The organism is Streptomyces sp. NPDC093111 (assembly GCF_040683955.1).
Taxonomy (GTDB): Bacteria; Actinomycetota; Actinomycetes; order Streptomycetales; family Streptomycetaceae; genus Streptomyces.
On the sequence record NZ_JBFBNW010000021.1, the window covers coordinates 14,153 to 31,401 of the forward strand.

The window sequence follows — 17,249 nt, forward strand, 5'->3', positions numbered from 1 at the left end:
AACGGTGGCACCACGCCACCGGCGACAACGCGACACCCACGAGAAGGAACGGCGGCGACACCATGCGGCTGCGCGCACTGCTGGAGAACGACGCGCTCGGGCTGCGCCTGCTGGGCGGCGAGGAAGAGCTCGACCGCACCGTCCGTGGCGTGATGACGACGGACCTCAAGGACCCGAGCCGCTATCTGTCGGGGGGCGAGCTGGTCCTCACCGGCCTCGCCTGGCTGCGGGAACCGGCCGACGCCGAGCCCTTCGCACGGATCCTGGCCTCGGCCGGGGTGGCCGCGCTGGCCGCCGGCGAGGCCGAGCTCGGGGACATCCCCGCCGACCTCGTACAGGCGTGTTCACGCCACCGGCTTCCCCTGTTCGCAGTAAACGAGTCCGTTGCTTTCGCGACGATCACCGAACATGTTGTTCGACAGGTCTCCGGCGAGCGGGCGGGCGACCTGGCGGCCGTCGTCGACCGCCACAGACGCCTGATGACCTCCGGCCCGGCCGGCGGCGGACCCGAGGTCGTCCTCGACCTCCTCGGCTCCGACCTGGACCTCCGGGCCTGGGTACTCTCCCCCACCGGCCGCCAGATCGCCGGCGCCGGAGAGCCCCTGGAACCCTCCCTCGCCGCCACCCTCGCGGGCGAACACCTGGCCGCCACCCGCACCGGGCGACGCGGCCCGCACCGCCTGAACCTCGGCGGAAACACCTACTCGCTCTTCCCGATCCGCAACACCGGCCGCGGCGCGGCCCCCGCCGCGCGGGACGTCCGCGAGACCGTCCTCTCCGACTGGCTGCTCGCCGTCGAGGCCGACGCGAGCGACTGGCCGGCCGCCCGGCTCGACCTGCTCCAGGGCGTGACCCAGCTGATCGCCGTCGAACGCGACCGCCGCGACGCGTCCCGCACCGTACGGCGCCGGCTCGCCCAGGAGGTCCTGGAGCTGGTCCAGACGGGCGCCGCCCCCGCCGAGATCGCCGCCCGCCTGCGGGTGGCCGCCCCGGTGCTGCTCCCCGGCCTCGGCAGCGCCCCGCACTGGCAGGTCGTGGTCGCCCGGGTCGAATGGGACGAGACCGCGCAGACCCCGGCCGTCGACAGCGGCCCGGTCGCCCAGGCCCTCCTGGAGGAGATCCTGGTCGACCCGGCGAGCGCCGGCGCCGAGTCCTCCGACCGGATCGCCGTCGCCCACAGCGGCGACGAGGCCATCGCCCTGGTCCCGCTGGCCGCCGCGCCGCTGCCCGACAGCGAGGACGAGCCGCCCGCCGTCGCCCTCGGCCTGCACGCCGACACGCTGCTCGCCGCCGTACGGGCCCCGCTCTCCTCCGGGCTCGCCGACGACGGCCGGCTCACCCTCGGCGTCAGCGCCGCCGTGCACTCCGCCGAGGGCCTGCGCGGCGCCCTGGAGGAGGCCCGGCACGCCCGCCGGGTCGCCGCCGCCCGCCCCGGCCGGGTCTGCGCCGCCGGACACCACGAGCTCGCCTCCCACGTCCTGCTGCTGCCCTTCGTCCCGGACGACGTGCGGCGCGCCTTCACCGCCCGCCTGCTCGACCCGCTGCGCGACTACGACCGCCGGCACCGCGCGGAGCTCATCCCGACCCTGGAGGCGTTCCTCGACTGCGACGGCTCCTGGACGCGCTGCGCGACCCGCCTGCACCTGCACGTGAACACGCTGCGGTACCGGGTCGGCCGGATCGAGCAGCTCACCGGCCGGGACCTGTCCCGCCTGGAGGACAAGCTGGACTTCTTCCTCGCCCTGCGGATGAGCTGACGGTTCATCTCTTCGAGTGATCAAGTGAACTGACGGGGCGGCAGGTAACTGCCGCCCCTTTCCTTGCTCCGCGCGCCCTCCGCGCCCCCACTCCTTGTGAATTCTTTCACCCGACCCCTATGCCCCGCCCCCGCGTCCGTGCTGAGATGCCGTCCTACTCACAGCTCGATGGCGCGCTCGGGGAGGGCAATGTGGCGTACGGCCGGGGAACCCCACTGGAGACCGCGGTCTGGAGACTTCGCTCCCGCGGCTGCTGGACGGACGCGGCCGAACTGCTCGCCCCCCGCGCGACGGAGCCCGCCGCGGCCCTGGAGCGGGCGGCGCTGCTGATCGAGCGCTGTCTCTACACCGAACAGGGCTGGGGCGACGCCGAGGAGGCCCTGCGGGCCGCCGAGGCGGTGGCCAGGACCGACGAGGAGCGCGGGGCGGCGGCGTGCGAGCGCGGCTACCTGGCGTACGCCTCGACGCTGCTCGGGGTGCGGGACCGGGCCGACGAGGCCCGCGCGGCGCTCGGCCGCGCGGCGGCCCTCATCCACCCCGAGACCTCCGGGCGGGCCCTGCTCGACTTCCGGCGCGGCCTGATCGCCCAGAACCTCGGGGAGTCACCGCAGGCGGCCCGCGCCGCGTACCGCCGGGCCCACGCGGGGGCCACGGCGCACGGCGACACCCTGCTGCTCTCCTTCACCTGGCGGCACCTCGCCGGACTCGCCCTGCGCGAGGGCGAGTTGGCGGAGGCCCGGCGCGGCTTCACCGAATCGCTGCGGATCCGGGAGGAGTTGGGCTACCTGGTGGGCACCGCCCCGGCCCTGGCCTCGCTCGCCGAGGCGGAGACGGAGCCCGAGGCGGGGCGACTGCGGGCGGAGGCGGAACGGCTGTTCCGGCTGCTGGGGGGTGTGCCCACCTGGCTGGCGGCGCAGTTGACGCCTCGGCCGGCGATCTGAGGGACGGGCGGGGCGTCGGGGGTGGGTGGCGCGGGGGCCGTTCCGGGGTCCGCATTCGGGACTGCATGATTTACGGCGCGGAGCCGTATCGGGAGGGCGTGACGCGGTTGTTCCGCGCCACAAATCACGCTTTACGTCCCGAACGCGGACCCCTCCACGTCCCCCGCTCCCGTCCGTGCGCCTCAGCAGGCCGGACGTACCCGAGGTCGGGGTCGCCGGTGGTGGGACCGGAGCGGGGGTGGGGGTGTCCGGACGTGGCGGCGCCCGGAACGAGCGAAGCGAAGTGGAGGTCGCAGTCCGGACACCCCCACCCCCGTGGAGGTCCCGCCACCGGCGACCCCGACCGCCCCCGCCTCAGGCGCGTTCCAGGCACATCACGGCCTCGTCCAGGCCGACGACCAGGGCGCCGTCCGGGGTCACCGCCACCGCGCGTACGGGCGGGCCCGGGCGGAAGGTGTGGTGGGTGTGCGACTCGATGTCGTGGAGCTCCACCGAGCCGTCGGCCCAGGCCACGGCGGCGAAGGGGCCGTGCGGTGTCTCCGTCGCGTGGAGCGCGACGACCGGCGAGGGGTGCTCGGCCAGGGGCGTGGGCTCCGGGTCCCGGCCGGGGGTCCACAGGCGAACCGTTCCGTCACTGCCGCCGCTGCACACGAACGGCGTCTCCGACTCCACCGCGCCGACCGCCGTGACCCGTCCGCTGTGCAGGGACGCCTGGTGCAGCCCGGTCAGGCCGAAGGCGTGGACGGAGCCGAGCCGGTCGCCGACGACCACGGAGCCGGAGATGGCGCCGAGCGCCGTGCCGGGATGCCGGGTCAGGGTGGCGGTGACGGCCTCGGTGAGGCGCTGGAGGTAGGGAGGGCGGGGCTCCCGGCCCCGTACGGTGTGCAGCCGGCCCCGCTCGTCGAGGAGCAGGACCGTTCCGTCGGGCGCGGGCGCCAGGGCCATGACGCGCCCGGTGACGGGGTGGTCCAGCCGCCCCAGCGGACGCGCGTCGGCCGCGGCGAGCAGCCGTACGGTGCCGCCCAGGTCGGCGGCGAGCAGGGTGCCGCCCTGGACGGCCAGCGCGGCGACCGGGCCGGGCCAGGGCGGGGCGACGTCCCCCACCACCCGGCTCCAGCGCAGCCGCCGGCGCGCCGGCGCGGCCGCCTCCTCCAGCGCGGGCCTCAGTCGCGGGTCGGCGCCGTCGCCGAGGACGGCGAGCAGGGCGAGGGCCCGTTCGGCGGGGGTACGGGCCGTGCAGAGCGCCTGCCCCGCGCGCAGCCAGGCCGGGCGGAGGCCGCCGTGCTGGTCGTCGGTGTCCCGGACGTATCCGGCGGTGACGGCGAAGGGGTCGGCGGCGCAGACGGCCAGGGGGTCGGAGAGGTCCGGGAGGGGGGCCGGCGCGGCTGCGGCGGGCGTTTGCCCCGTGGCGCCGGAGGGGGCCCCGCCATCGGCCCGCTCCCCGCCGTCCTCGTCCTCCGCCGCCACCACCGCGACCCGGCCCTCGGCGAGGACCGCGTGTTCGGGGGTGCCCTCCCGGGTCTCGACGACCACCCGGACGCGCCCGAGGGCGGCGAGGTCCCGGAGCAGTTCGGCGATCGGGACGGGTTCGGCGGCGGCGTGCAGGGCGGGCAGGAGCAGGACGGTGCGGGGCACGCGGCCGGTCTCGGTGGTGGCGAGGACCCGGACGAGGTCGGCGGGCGAGGTGGCGACGACGCCGAGCCGGCCGGCGACGGCCCAGGCGGTGCCGAGGGCGGTCTGGCCGGTCAGCGGGACGAGCGCGCGGGCGGTCCGGCGGCGCCCGGCGCCCCGGGTCCCGTGGCCCGCGAACCAGTCGAGCAGGCCGGGCGCTTCGGTGACGAGGCAGAGGCGGGGAGCCTCGGGGTCGGTGAGCCAGCCGAGCAGGGCCGGGGCCCCGGGGAGCTCCGCGCGGACGGACGGCATGGGCACCTCTCGGTCGGCGCGTTCGCGACGGGTGTCGTGCTGACGCTGTCGACTTTAGTCGCCCGTGGCGCCGCGGTCGTCAGTCCTGCGCTCCGGTGAAGTGCTCCCGTACGAGTGAGGAGACGACCGGCAGGTCCTGGGCGACGAGGGCGTCGAGCAGGGCGCTGTGTTCGGCGGCGTCGGCGACGAGGTCGCCGTGCCGGGTGGCGGGGGCGCTCACCAGCGGCCACTGGGAGCGGCGGTGCAGGGCGTCGGCGATGACGAGGAGCTGTTCGTTGCCGGCGAGGGCGAGGACGGCACGGTGGAAGGCGCGGTCGGCGTCGGCGTAGTGGGCGCGGTCGCCGCGGGCGGCGGCGGCTCCGGTGGCCTCGGCGAGCGGGCGGAGCTCGGCCCAGCGGGCGGCGGGGACGGTGCGGGCGAGGCGGAGCATGACGGGGACCTCGATGAGCGCGCGGACCTCGGCGAGCTCGGCGAGCTCGCGGGGGGTGCGTTCGGTGACCCGGAAGCCCCGGTTGGGGACGACCTCGACGGCGCCTTCGGTGGCGAGCTGCTGCATGGCCTCGCGCACGGGGGTGGCGGAGACGCCGAAGCGTTCGCCGAGGGCGGGGGCGGAGTAGACCTCGCCGGGCACGAGTTCGCCGCCGACCAGGGCGGTGCGGAGCGCTTCGAGGATCTGGCCGCGGACGGAGTGGCGGCGGACGGCGCGCGGCGCGAGGCCGGGGGCCGGGGGTTCGCCGTGGGTGTGCTCGCCGCGGGCTTCGTCGGCGCGGGCCTGCTCGGGGACCCGTGCCGCGTCACCGTACGGCGAAGCGGCCGAGCGGTCCGTGGTCCGCTCGCGCGTGCTGCCCTGCTCCACCCGGGTCCTCCTGCGCTTTGGTGCCGGGCCCGGCTCGCGGTGCCGGGGTCCCCCGTGCACGATAGGCGGACGGCGTCGCAGTTCAAACACCATGCGTATCGGGTAAGGTAAGGCTAACCTGCTAACGATCGCGATTCGGTGGTCCCGTATGGCCGTCCCCGTTCTGCTGCCGTCTCCCCCCGCCTCGCCCGTCGCGGCCTCCTACGCCCGGCTCGGCGAGGTCTTCTCCGGTCTGCGCGTCGACGAACTCGCCCGGGACGAACAGCTGCCGCGCGGCACCGGCTGGGTCGGCGCGGACGAGCTCGGTGCCGGCGGCGACGCCCTGGACGCCTTCCTCGCCTGGGACGAGACGCAGGTGCGGCGCGACTACGGGCGCTCGGCCCGGCCCGACGTGGTGGCGAGCTTCGGGCTGCACCGGTACGCCTGGCCCGCCTGCCTGCTCGTGACGATCCCCTGGTTCCTGCACCGCAGGGTCCCCCGGCTGCCCGCGCGGAACGTGGCCTTCCAGCGCGCCCTCGGGCGGCTCGCGGTCCGGGTCGAGGAGTTCGCCTGCCTGCCCGGCGACCCCGCCGCCGCGCTGCCCGGCGCCCGGGTGGTCCCGGACGAGGAGGCGCTGCGGGCCGAGGTGCGGGCCTCGCTGGGCGAGCACTTCGAGGAGCTGCTGGCCGGCTTCGGTCCCCGGATGCGCCGCGGCCGGCGGGCGCTGTGGGGCATGGTGACGGACGAGATCGTCGAGGGGCTCTGGTACGTCGGGGAGCTGCTCGACGAGGAGGACCGGGCCATGGCGGAGCTGGAGCTGCTGATGCCCGGCACGGACAAGCCCTTCGTGGGCGCCGCGGGCTTCCGCGCGCTGGAGGGCTCGGCGGAGGTCTGCGGAGCGGCCCGTTCCACCCGCGACCGGGCGACCTGCTGCTTCTTCTACACGCTGCGCCCCGAGGACACCTGCCTGACCTGCCCGCGCACGGCCGACCCGGAGCGGGTCCGCAGGCTCGCCGTCACCGCCTGACCCACTCCTGCCGTTACGCCACCCCCAGGAGTGGCGCGATTCGAACACAACTCCCCTTCCTCGTGTGTGAGTTCGACCAGATGGCACCTATTCGTATGCCGTCCGGCCCCGATGGCGTGCTCTTGTCCCGAAACCGCGTGGCCGCCCCGTCGGGTCGGCCAGTATGGGCGGCCGTATCGCCCTAACTGCGAGGCACCACTGCGAGGCAAGGGACACCGCCATGAGACTGACCGACATATCGCTGGACTGGCTGCTCCCGGGCGGCGTGATGGTCGCGGGAGTCCTGACGGCGGTGGCGGTGCTCGCGCGCGGGAAGCGCGCCGGTGACCAGGCCGCGGCCGACGACTCCTGGGAACGCAGCGAGGAACGCCGCAGACGCAAGGAGGCGGTCTACGGCACCGCCTCCTACGTCCTGCTCTTCTGCTGCGCCGCGGTCGCGGCGGCGCTCTCGTTCCACGGCCTCGTCGGCTTCGGCCGGCAGAACCTCAACCTCACCGGGGGCTGGGAGTACCTGGTCCCGTTCGGCCTCGACGGTGCGGCGATGTTCTGCTCGGTGCTCGCGGTCCGCGAGGCCAGCCACGGCGACGCGGCCCTCGGCTCGCGCCTCCTGGTGTGGACCTTCGCGGGGGCGGCGGCCTGGTTCAACTGGGTGCACGCCCCGCGCGGTCTGGGCCACGCGGGGGCCCCGCAGTTCTTCGCGGGCATGTCCCTGTCGGCGGCGGTCCTCTTCGACCGGGCGCTGAAGCAGACCAGGCGGGCGGCGCTGCGCGAGCAGGGCCTGATCCCGAGGCCGCTGCCGCAGATCCGGATGGTCCGCTGGCTGCGGGCGCCCCGGGAGACCTTCGGCGCCTGGTCGCTGATGCTCCTGGAAGGCGTACGGACCCTGGACGAGGCCGTCGACGAGGTGCGCGAGGACCGCAAGGAGAAGGAGGCCAACCGGATCCGCAGGCGGGAGCAGGCGAAGCTGGACCGGGCGCGGCTGAAGGCGCTCAACCGGCAGCACCGCGCCTTCGGGCGCGGCGGCGGCCGTCAGGTGGAGGTGTCGGCCCTGGGGACCGGCACGGGTGCGGGCTCCGCGACGCCGGTGCAGGCCGCCGTCGCGGAGCCCGCCATAGCGGACCCCGGACAGTTGCCGCTTCGACACCGGCCCTCCCTCCAAGCCGTGAAGGGCGCTGAGCCGCACCCGGGCGAGTCCCGGACGGTGGACCTCACCGCCGAGGACGACACCCAGACGCTGCCCCGGCTCGACTCCCTGGAGCGCAAGCTGGCGGACCTGGAGCAGCAGTTCGGCTGAGCTCCGGGACGCGGGTACGCGCACGCCCCACACTGAACGGCGGGGCCGCCCTCAGGCGGCCCCGCCGTTCAGTTCGAACCAGACCACCTTGCCCACCCCGTGGTTCTCGACCCCCCAGGAGTCGGCGAGCGCCTGCACCAGGACCAGTCCCCTGCCGTGCGTGCCCTCCTCGGCGCGCGGCGCCCGCGACCGGTGCAGTCCGGAGACGAAGTCCCTGACCTCGACCCGCAGCTGCTCGGGGGCGACGGTGGCGGTGACGACCGCCCCGTTGTCCGTGTGGATCAGGGCGTTGGTCACCAGCTCGCTGGTGAGCAGTTCCGCGACGTCGCCGGCGCCGGGCGCGCCCCACGTCGCGAGCATCGCCCGCAAGGCGTGGCGCACCTCGGGCACCGCGGTGAGATCCGCGCACCCCACCTTTCTGAGCAGTTGAGTCGGCTGTCGCGCCTCCCCGGCCATATCCCCCACCCTGCGTCGGATCGAACAGGTTCACGGGGATGCATGCCCCCTGGGGAGGCCCGCATTCACGGCGCGCCGGACCGTCAGGGGCGGGGCACGTTGCGCAGGTTGGATCGGGCCATCTGGAGCATCCGGCCCACTCCGCCGTCGAGGACGATCTTGCTGGCGGAGAGGGCGAAGCCGGTGACCATGTCGGCGCTGATCTTCGGGGGGATGGAGAGGGCGTTGGGGTCGGTGACGACGTCGACGAGGGCCGGGCCCTTGTGCTTGAAGGCTTCCCTGAGGGCGCCCGTGAGCTGTTTCGGCTTCTCCACGCGGACGCCGTAGGCTCCGGCGGCGCGGGCGATGGCGGCGAAGTCGGGGTTCTTGTTGGTGGTTCCGTACGAGGGCAGTCCGGAGACGAGCATCTCCAGCTCGACCATGCCGAGCGAGGAGTTGTTGAAGACGATCACCTTCACCGGCAGGTCGTACTGGACCAGGGTGAGGAAGTCGCCCATCAGCATGGAGAAGCCGCCGTCGCCGGACATCGAGATCACCTGGCGGTTCCGGTCGGTGAACTGGGCGCCGATCGCCTGCGGCAGGGCGTTGGCCATGGAGCCGTGGCTGAAGGAGCCGATGATGCGGCGGCGCCCGTTGGGCGAGACGTAGCGGGCCGCCCAGACGTTGCACATGCCGGTGTCGACGGTGAACACGGCGTCCTCGTCGGCGAGTTCGTCGATGACGGAGGCGACGTACTCGGGGTGGACGGGGACGTGCTTCTCCACCTTGCGGGTGTACGCCTTGACCACGCCCTCCAGCGCGGCGGCGTGCTTCTTCAGCATCTTGTCCAGGAACCGGCGGTCCGTCTTGGTCCGGACGCGCGGGATGACGCAGCGCAGGGTCTCGCGGACGTCGCCCCAGACCGCGAGGTCGAGCCGGGAGCGCCGGCCGAGCCGCTCGGGCCGCACGTCCACCTGGACGATCTTGACGTCGTCGGGCAGGAAGGCGTTGTACGGGAAGTCGGTGCCGAGCAGGATCAGCAGGTCGCACTCGTGGGTGGCCTCGTAGGCGGCGCCGTAGCCGAGCAGTCCGCTCATGCCGACGTCGTACGGGTTGTCGTACTGGATCCATTCCTTGCCGCGCAGCGCGTGTCCGACGGGCGCCTTCACGCGCTCGGCGAACCGCATGACCTCGGCGTGCGCGCCCGCGGTGCCGCTGCCGCAGAACAGCGTCACCCGTTCGGCTGCGTCGATCATCCGGACGAGTGCGTCGATCTCGGTGTCGCCGGGGCGGACGGTGGGCCGGGAGGTGACGAGGGCGATCTCGGGGGCCTTCTCCGGCGCGGGCTCGGAGGCGACGTCGCCGGGCAGCGACACGACGCTGACGCCGCTCTGGCCGACCGCGTGCTGGATCGCGGTGTGGAGCAGCCGGGGCATCTGCTTCGGGGTGGAGATCAGCTCGCTGTAGTGGCTGCATTCGCGGAACAGCTGGTCCGGGTGGGTCTCCTGGAAGTAGCTCAGGCCGATCTCGGCGGACGGGATGTGGGAGGCCAGCGCGAGGACCGGGGCCATGGAGCGGTGGGCGTCGTAGAGGCCGTTGATGAGGTGCAGGTTGCCCGGGCCGCAGGAGCCGGCGCAGGCGGCCAGTCTGCCGGTGATCTGGGCCTCGGCGCCGGCCGCGAAGGCGGCGACCTCCTCGTGCCGCACCTGGATCCAGTCCATGGCCGCGTTCCGGCGGATCGCGTCGACGACGGGGTTCAGGCTGTCGCCGACCACGCCGTAGAGGCGCCGGACGCCCGCGCGGACGAGGATGTCGACGAACTGTTCTGCGACATTCTGTTTGGCCATGGGTCCATCAACCCATGGCCGGGCAGGTTACGCCTCCCAGACGGCCACCCCCGTGCGGTCGTCGGCGTAGCCGGTCACGCGCAGCTGGGTGTCGGCGAGGAAGGCGGCGAGGCCGGGTGGTTCGGCGCCCGCCCAGCGGGTGGCGAGCTCGCGGGCGAGGGCGGGTTCGCCGCGCAGCGGCTCGGCGAGGCCGTGGGAGGCGAGCAGCAGGGTGTCGCCCGGGCGGGCGACGGAGGCGCGGAAGCGGAAGGGTTCGGCGGGCGGCGGCACGGGCCGTTCGATGAGCGCGGGGGCGGTGGTGACGCCGAGGTCCATGGTGAGGCGGTCGCCCTCCTCGGTGGCCTCCGGCGCGTCGGGGGTGGGGGCGGGCGGCGAGCCGTAGCCGACGACGGGCGCGCCGACGGCGGGTTCGGGGAGGAGCGGTTCGATGTCCTGCCAGGAGCCGTCGCGCAGTCGGAAGAGGCCGCCGGTGCCGATGCCGAAGAAGACCCGGGTGCGGCAGCCGGGGTCGGCGGAGAGCAGCAGGCAGCGCAGGCCCGCCGTGTACTCCTCGGGGTCGAGGCCGCGTTCGGCGGCGCGGGTGCGGAGGCGGCCGTAGGTGCGGTCGGTGAGCCGGTGGAGGCCGGACTTGAGGTCGCCGCGGCGGCCGGAGCGGATGTCGTCGGAGAGCCGGGCGTGGCTGCGGCCGACGGCTTCGGCGATCCAGCGGCAGACGTCTGCGGCGGCGAGGTGGGCGTGCTCGGCGGCGCGCCGTCCGGCGGCGACGGCGACGAGTACGAGGGCGGTCTCGTCCTGGCCGAAGCGGCAGGTGAGGAGCGCGTCGCGGCGGGGTTCGCCGCGGAAGCGGGCGGAGTCGCCGCGGACGGAGGCGGCGCGCAGGGTGTAGGCGCCGTAGCGGGCTCCGTCGAGGACGGTGTCGGCGACGAGCTCGTCGAGCTCCCCGGGCCGGGCGGCGGGCAGGGCGGTGGGCTCTGCCTCGTAGGTGGGCGGCCGGCTGCCGACGTGTCCGGTACGGGGGCGGGGCGCGGGGAGGTGGAGGGTGGGGGCCGCCACCGGGGCCTCCGCCGGGGCCGGGGCCGTCACCCTGTTCGGCACCGGGGCCGTCACCCTGTTCGGCACCGGGGCCGTCACCCGATCCGGCACCCGATCCGGCACCGGGGCCGGTGGCGGCTCCGGCGCGGGTTCCGCCGTGGCTGCCCCGGGGGGTGACCCGGTGGGGTCCCCGGTGGCTGACCGGGTGGGGTACTCGGCGGGCGGGCGGTCCGGGGGCGCCTCTTCAGGAGGTGTCTCCAGGGCCGTGGTCCTGGACGCGGAGTCGAAGCGGTCGTCGAGGCTGTCGGGCGTCGGGACGGGCCCGGTGTCCGGGGCCGAGGCGTCGTAGAGCTCGTCCCACCAGTTGTCCCCCTGCTGCGTCATGCCCTTATTGTCCACCGCACAGGCCGTCAGAAAACGGGACATCCGGAAAAGTGTCGCGGAAAGCCCGTGCGAACGGGCGGGGGGAGAGAAGTGGTCCGCCGGGCGACCCCACCCCCCACGGGAAGGACGCCCGGCGGACCGGCGTGATCAGCGCACGTCGTAAGCGCGGACCACGGTCTGGGTGACGGAGTTGCCGTTGGCGTCCGTCAGTTCGGTCTTCAGGGTGACCTGCTTGCCGGTCGCGCCCGCGTGGTTCACGGTCGCGATCCAGCCGTCACCCTGCTGGGAGACCCGGGCCGAGGTCCAGGTCTCGCCCCCGTCGTAGGAGTACGAGAGCCTGGCCGAGGTGAGTGCCGCGGAGGTGTAGCCCGCGTGACCCGTCGCGCCGAGGCCGATCCGCTGCCCGTCCGTCGCGGCGAGGGTCTTGAGTCCGTCCTCCGGAAGGTCGTACCGGGGGAAGAGAATCGGGATGCCCTGAGAATAGACGCTCGGGTCGGACTTGGAGGTGAATTCCCACACCGACTTGACGGACGTGGAGCGGGCCCACACCTTGCTGCCGATCTTCATGGTGTTCTGCTCGAGCGCGTACCGGCCGGGCTCGGCCGGGACCTCGAAGACGCCGGACGGCCAGCCGGTCTCGCCGATGATCTCGCCGTCCCTGCTCAGGCGCAGGTTGCCGATGTCTCCGAAGGAGCCGGGCTCGGCGTGGTGGGTGGTGTCGCCCCACATGGCGTCGGCGAAGCCGATGAGGTCGCCCTGGCGCTCGGCGGCGAGGACCGGCTTTCCGGCCGCGTCGCGCGGGGCGGTGGGGGCTATGACTCCGTCGTACCAGCGCTCGGTGCGCCGCTCGCCGGGGCGGTAGGTGTGCGTGGCGCCGACCATGAGCTCGCCGAACGGGAAGCTGCTGCCGATCAGTTGGCGCCAGGCCGTGTCGCCCGCGGTGTAGTAGTCGGTGCGGGTGCCGGGCGCCGGGACGGTCTCCAGCGAGCCGAAGGAGACGGCGGTGCCGTCGGGCCGGTAGGCGGCCGGGAACTCGACGAAGTCGGTGGCGGTGCCGGAGGAGCCGTAGCGGGCCTCCGTGCGGCCGAGGTCGCGGTCCTCGACGCGGTAGTTCCGGGCGTCGCGGATCGGGCGGGTCTCGGGGAAGGCGAGGTTGTAGAGGTAGGGGCTCTTCGCGGTGGCCTTCCAGGAGAGGGTGACCTCGCCGGCGGTGAGCTTCCCGAGCAGCGCGGCGGCCTCGTCGGCGGGGACGGAGAGGACCGGCAGCCCGAGGCCGGTGAACCCGCCGCCGGGGTACCAGCGGCCGGCGGCCTGGTGGTACGTGACGACGGCGACGGCTCCGGCCGCCTTGGCGTTGCGGGCCAGGGTGCCCGCGTTCGTGCTGTCGTCGGGCAGCCGGACCAGGGCGATCCGGCCCTGCACGCCGGCGGCCTTGAGCTCGTCGGGGGTGCCGGTGCCCGCGTCGACGAGGCGGGCGGAGCCGGTGCCGTCGAGGTTGTCGGAGGCGATGGACGCGGTCAGCGGGTGCAGTCGCGTGCCGTCGCCGGTCGCGAGGCGCTCGATCTGGGGGGCGGCGGCGCGCCAGTAGCTGCCGAACTCGAAGTCGCCGTCGTCGGCGCGGCCTTCGACGGAGGCGTAGTAGCCGCGGACGGTGCGCGGTCCGGTGGCGGTGCCGGCGTGCAGCCAGGTGCCGTCCCAGGAGCGGGCGAACGCGAGGGTGGCGCCGCGGAGTTCGGACGGCTTGTCGGTGCGGACCGAGAGGCGGTGGGCCTGCCGGGCGTCGAGGACGACGGTGGTGTCCTTCTTCAACTCCAGCTGCGGGCGGCCCAGGTAGCTGATCGAGTCGGTCAGCGTGGCGCCCTCGCCGGGGTCGGCGGTGGTGACGAAGGAGGAGAGGAAGTAGCGGCCGGCGCGCAGCCGGTAGACCTGGTCGGCGGAGCCCTCGTTGAAGCGGCGGGAGCCGGTGGCGTCGTCGGTGCCGATGACGTCGACGGAGGAGGCGCCGTCGGCCGCCTTGCCCTGCCGGTCGATCAGCTTGACGCGCAGGGTGAGGGTCTCGGGCTCGACGTACAGCGCGAAGGGGGTGGAGACGTGCACGCCGCGGGCGCCGGTGGCGACCACGCGGCCGGTGACGTCGCCGTACTGGGCGCGCTCCAGGTGGGCGGCGGGGTCGAGGCGGAGCGGGACCTCGACGGTGGCGCCGGCCGGGACGGTGACGGTGCGCGCGCCGAGCCGGGCGACCGGGGAGCGGACGGCGGAGCCGTCGTTGCCGGTGAGCTTCTCGACGGCGAGGGAGAGGGTGACGGGGCGGTCGCCGGTGTTGGTGTAGGGGACGGTGACGGTGGTGCGGTCGCTGCCGTCCTGCGGCCAGTTGAAGGTGCCGCCCTGGACGGCGGGGGCGCTGAGGACGGTCTGGTCGACGGCGGCCTTGACGTCGAGCCGGCCGCCGCCGACCTGGCGGGCGTCGCCGGGGACGCCGCTGTCGGCGGAGGAGACGAGGGCGGCCTTGATCTGCTGGGCGGTCCAGTCGGGGTGGCGCTGCTTGACGATGGCGGCGGCGCCCGCGACGTGCGGGGTGGCCATCGAGGTGCCGGACATCGACTGGTAGGCGTAGACGCCGCGGCCGCCGGCCGCCGCCGCGGAGATGCCGACGCCGGGTGCGGCGATCTCCGGCTTGAGGGTGTGGGCCGCGTCGGAGGCCGGGCCGCGGCTGGAGAAGTACGCGGTGGAGTCGTCGCGGTCGGTGGCGCCGACGGTCAGGACGCCGGCCGCGCAGCCGGGCGAGGAGACGGTGTTGTTGCCGGGGCCGGAGTTGCCGGCGGCGATGACGAACAACGTGCCCTTGTTCTGGGCGAGTTGTTCGGCGGCGACGCTCATCGGGTCGGTGCAGTCGGTCTCGGAGGGGTTGCCGAGGCTCATGGAGACGACGTCGGCGCCCTGGGCGACGGCCCACTCCATGCCGGCGATGATCCACGAAGTGGCGCCGGAGCCGGAGTCGTTGAGGACCTTGCCGTTGAGGAGGGCGGCGCCGGGTGCGACGCCCTTCTTCTTGCCGCCGCTGGCGGCGCCGGAGCCGCCGACGGTGGAGATGGTGTGGGTGCCGTGGCCCTGGCGGTCGTCGGTGCTGTCGGAGTCGGTGAAGTTCTCCGAGGCGACGATCCGGCCCTTGAGGTCGGGGTGTTCGGCGTCGGCGCCGGTGTCGAGGACGGCGACCTTGGTGCCGGTGCCGTCGTAGCCGGCGGCCCAGGCCTCGGGGGCGTGGACCTGGGCGGTGGAACGCTCCAGGGTGGCCTGGACCTTGCGGTCGAGCCACAGCTTGCGCAGGCCGCCGGCCGAGCGGGCGGCGGGCCTGGTCACATCGGCCCAGAAGGTGGCGGCCTGCTTCTTGTCGGCCTTGAGGGCGACGGCGTCGACGGTCTTCAGGACCTGGCCGCGGGTGGCGCCGCGCGGGGCGGGCGGGACCGCGCGGGCGGTGGCCAGGTCGGTGCCGTAGACGGCGATCAGCGGCAGGGTGGCGGAGCCGGCGTCGTCGTAGCCCTGGCGGACCAGACCGGTGACGTTGAACAGTTCCTCGTCGACCCGGCCCGCGGCCAGCGCGGCGGTGGCGCCCTCGGGGTAGACGTACAGATCCTGGCCGGAGCGACGGGTCTGGACGAACGGCACGGTGCCGTCCTCGCGGGGCAGCGCCGCGGCGGCCGGGTTGCCCTCGGCGTCGCGGGTGAGCAGGACCCGGTCGCCGGTCACCAGGGTGACGGTGGCGGGCCGCTGCCCGCTCCTGGCGGCGGCGTCACTGCCGGCCAGTGGTCGCTTGCCGGTCGCCTGGGCGTCCTGCGGCGCTGCGGCCGCGGACGCCGCGACCGCGGTGACGGCCAGGACGGCGGCGGTCGCCGCCCCCAGGGCCGTACGCGAAATCGGGCGCATCGCTCTCCCCATCTGATTCCGGCCATGCGGGCATAAAGGCCCTATGTCCGGAGGCTGTTGGTGCTGCGGTGGCGCCACATTGGCAGAGGTGAGGGTGGTGCAGGCAGGATGGGCGAGGCGGGAATGCGCCGTGGCCGTTTCCCGCCAATGCGCCAACGGAACGAACGCGTCCGGTGCGTCCGGTGGACGTCCGGTGAATGTCCGGGTCGTCCGCGGACGTCCGGCGAGGGGTGGGGTCAGGGATGCTGGGTGCGATAGGACTCGACGAACGACAGGAGTCCGCCTACCGCGCGCTCGTCGCACTGGGCGCGGCGGAGGTCGCCGACCTGGCCCACCGGCTCGCGCTGCCGGAGAACGACACCGAGCGGGCGCTGCGCCGGCTGGAGTCGCAGGGGCTCGCCGCGCAGTCCTCCGCGCGCACCGGCCGCTGGGTCGCCGCGCCGCCCGGGGTCGCGCTCGGCGCGCTGCTCACCCAGCAGCGGCACGAGCTGGAGCAGGCGGAGCTGGCGGCGGCGCTGCTGGCGCAGGAGTACCGCGCCGAGGCGACCGAGCCCGCCGTGCACGACCTGGTGGAGGTGGTGACCGGCGCGGGCGCCGTCACCCATCGTTTCCTCCAGCTCCAGCTCGGCGCGACGGAGGAGGTCTGCGCGCTGGTGACGGGCAAGCCGATCGCCGTGTCCGGGATGGAGAACGACGCCGAGGAGCAGGCCGCCGGGCGGGGCGTGCGCTACCGGGTGGTCATCGAGCGCGAGGTGCTGACGCTGCCCACGGGGCTGCTGGAGCTGTCGGCGGCGCTCGGCCGCGAGGAGCGGATCCGGATCGTGGACCGGGTGCCGACCAAGCTGGTGGTCGCGGACCGGTCGCTGGCCATGGTGCCGCTCACCGGGCGCGGCGCGGAGCCGGCCGCGCTCGTCGTGCACGCCAGCGGTCTGCTCGAATCGCTGATGGGCCTCTTCGAGTCGGTGTGGCGGGAGGCGCTGCCGCTGCGGCTCGGCGCGGGCGCGCAGCTGACCCAGGACGAGACCCCCGGCCCGGACCCGACGGACCTGGAGATCCTCTCGCTGCTGCTGGCCGGGATGACCGACGCGAGCGTGGCGAAGCAGCTGGAGCTGGGCCTGCGCACGGTCCAGCGGCGGGTGAAGGGCCTGATGGAGCTGACCGGGGTGACCACCCGGCTCCAGCTGGGCTGGCACGCGTACGAGAAGGGGTGGGTGGCTCGGCGGTAGGGGGGCGACGGTAGGGGCGGCGCCAGGCGCGGGGCGGGGGCCGGGGTGCCGGGGGCGGTGGCCTGGGCGCCGAGGAGTGGCCGTAAGGTGGCGGCCGATTTCCGCCTCCGTGCGTCTCGTCTCGTCTCGTCTCGTCTCGTCTCGTCTCGTATTCCTCTTCCTGCCCAGGAGCACCCCCATGAACGGAAGGCGCCGCCGCGCCCTGCTGGCCGCCGTCACCCCGATGCTGGAGCCCGGGGAGCGGGTGGAGGTGACGACCGTCGTGGGGCTGAGCACCGTGTCGGTGCGCAGGACGGCGGCGTTCGGGGTGGCGTCGGCCCTCGCGAGCGGCGGGGCGCTGACGGTGGTTCCGGTGCCGACGCCCATGTACCTGGCGATGACCGACCGCCGGCTGGTGATCTTCGAGGCCGACCGGACCTTCGCGAAGCCGGTGGGGCACCGGATGACGATCCAGCGGGCCCACCTCTACCGCTCGGAGATCAAGGAGCGGGTCCTCAACTCCTCCTTCGTGCTCTCCTCGCCGTACAGCGAGAGCGCGCTGAAGATCGTCTTCCCGCTGATCAGCCGCCGGGAGCGGCAGCTGGTCGCTGCCGCGATACCGCTCGCCGGCTGACCCGTACGTACGCC

The 17,249-nt window shown here is 74.6% G+C and carries 12 protein-coding genes; 6 read left to right on the forward strand and 6 right to left on the reverse strand.

The window, feature by feature from the left end:
- Positions 1-62 precede the first annotated feature (62 nt).
- The gene (locus tag AB0Q96_RS30960; RefSeq protein WP_365331223.1) at positions 63-1,757 is read left to right on the forward strand and encodes a PucR family transcriptional regulator ligand-binding domain-containing protein; all 1,695 of its coding nucleotides are present in this window, start codon (positions 63-65) and stop codon (positions 1,755-1,757) included.
- Between the two features lie 146 nt (positions 1,758-1,903).
- Positions 1,904-2,698, forward strand: coding sequence for a hypothetical protein (locus AB0Q96_RS30965; protein ID WP_365331225.1), 795 nt, complete (start codon positions 1,904-1,906; stop codon positions 2,696-2,698).
- 354 nt (positions 2,699-3,052) lie between these two features.
- Here the strand turns inward: AB0Q96_RS30965 and AB0Q96_RS30970 are convergent, their stop codons facing one another.
- Together AB0Q96_RS30970 and AB0Q96_RS30975 are read right to left on the reverse strand one after the other, a co-directional pair.
- Complete coding sequence (locus AB0Q96_RS30970) at positions 3,053-4,621, reverse strand: hypothetical protein (RefSeq protein WP_365331227.1); 1,569 nt, start codon at positions 4,619-4,621, stop codon at positions 3,053-3,055.
- A gap of 79 nt (positions 4,622-4,700) precedes the next feature.
- Positions 4,701-5,477 (reverse strand): GntR family transcriptional regulator, encoded by a 777-nt coding sequence (locus AB0Q96_RS30975; protein ID WP_365331229.1) that lies wholly within the window; start codon positions 5,475-5,477, stop codon positions 4,701-4,703.
- 148 nt (positions 5,478-5,625) lie between these two features.
- Here AB0Q96_RS30975 and AB0Q96_RS30980 point away from each other — a divergent pair, with 148 nt between their 5' ends.
- Positions 5,626-6,483, forward strand: a complete 858-nt coding sequence (locus AB0Q96_RS30980) for a (2Fe-2S)-binding protein (protein WP_365331231.1) — start codon at positions 5,626-5,628, stop codon at positions 6,481-6,483.
- 220 nt (positions 6,484-6,703) lie between these two features.
- Positions 6,704-7,777: a DUF2637 domain-containing protein gene (locus AB0Q96_RS30985; protein WP_365331233.1), complete on the forward strand. Its 1,074-nt coding sequence runs from the start codon at positions 6,704-6,706 to the stop codon at positions 7,775-7,777.
- 51 nt (positions 7,778-7,828) lie between these two features.
- Here AB0Q96_RS30985 and AB0Q96_RS30990 read toward each other — a convergent pair whose 3' ends face one another.
- From AB0Q96_RS30990 to AB0Q96_RS31005, 4 genes are all read right to left on the reverse strand, one after another.
- Positions 7,829-8,167, reverse strand: coding sequence for an ATP-binding protein (locus tag AB0Q96_RS30990; protein WP_365331235.1), 339 nt, complete (start codon positions 8,165-8,167; stop codon positions 7,829-7,831).
- Between the two features lie 149 nt (positions 8,168-8,316).
- Complete coding sequence (locus tag AB0Q96_RS30995; protein ID WP_365331237.1) at positions 8,317-10,059, reverse strand: pyruvate dehydrogenase; 1,743 nt, start codon at positions 10,057-10,059, stop codon at positions 8,317-8,319.
- Between the two features lie 27 nt (positions 10,060-10,086).
- Positions 10,087-11,475, reverse strand: coding sequence for a protein phosphatase 2C domain-containing protein (locus AB0Q96_RS31000; RefSeq protein WP_365331239.1), 1,389 nt, complete (start codon positions 11,473-11,475; stop codon positions 10,087-10,089).
- Positions 11,476-11,622: 147 nt separating this feature from the next.
- Complete coding sequence (locus AB0Q96_RS31005; protein WP_365331241.1) at positions 11,623-15,396, reverse strand: S8 family serine peptidase; 3,774 nt, start codon at positions 15,394-15,396, stop codon at positions 11,623-11,625.
- A 242-nt stretch (positions 15,397-15,638) separates the two neighbouring features.
- On the opposite strand from AB0Q96_RS31005, the gene AB0Q96_RS31010 reads away from it, so the two are divergent.
- Complete coding sequence (locus tag AB0Q96_RS31010; RefSeq protein WP_365331243.1) at positions 15,639-16,622, forward strand: helix-turn-helix domain-containing protein; 984 nt, start codon at positions 15,639-15,641, stop codon at positions 16,620-16,622.
- A 178-nt stretch (positions 16,623-16,800) separates the two neighbouring features.
- Complete coding sequence (locus tag AB0Q96_RS31015) at positions 16,801-17,235, forward strand: hypothetical protein (protein WP_365331245.1); 435 nt, start codon at positions 16,801-16,803, stop codon at positions 17,233-17,235.
- The last annotated feature ends 14 nt before the right edge of the window (positions 17,236-17,249 follow it).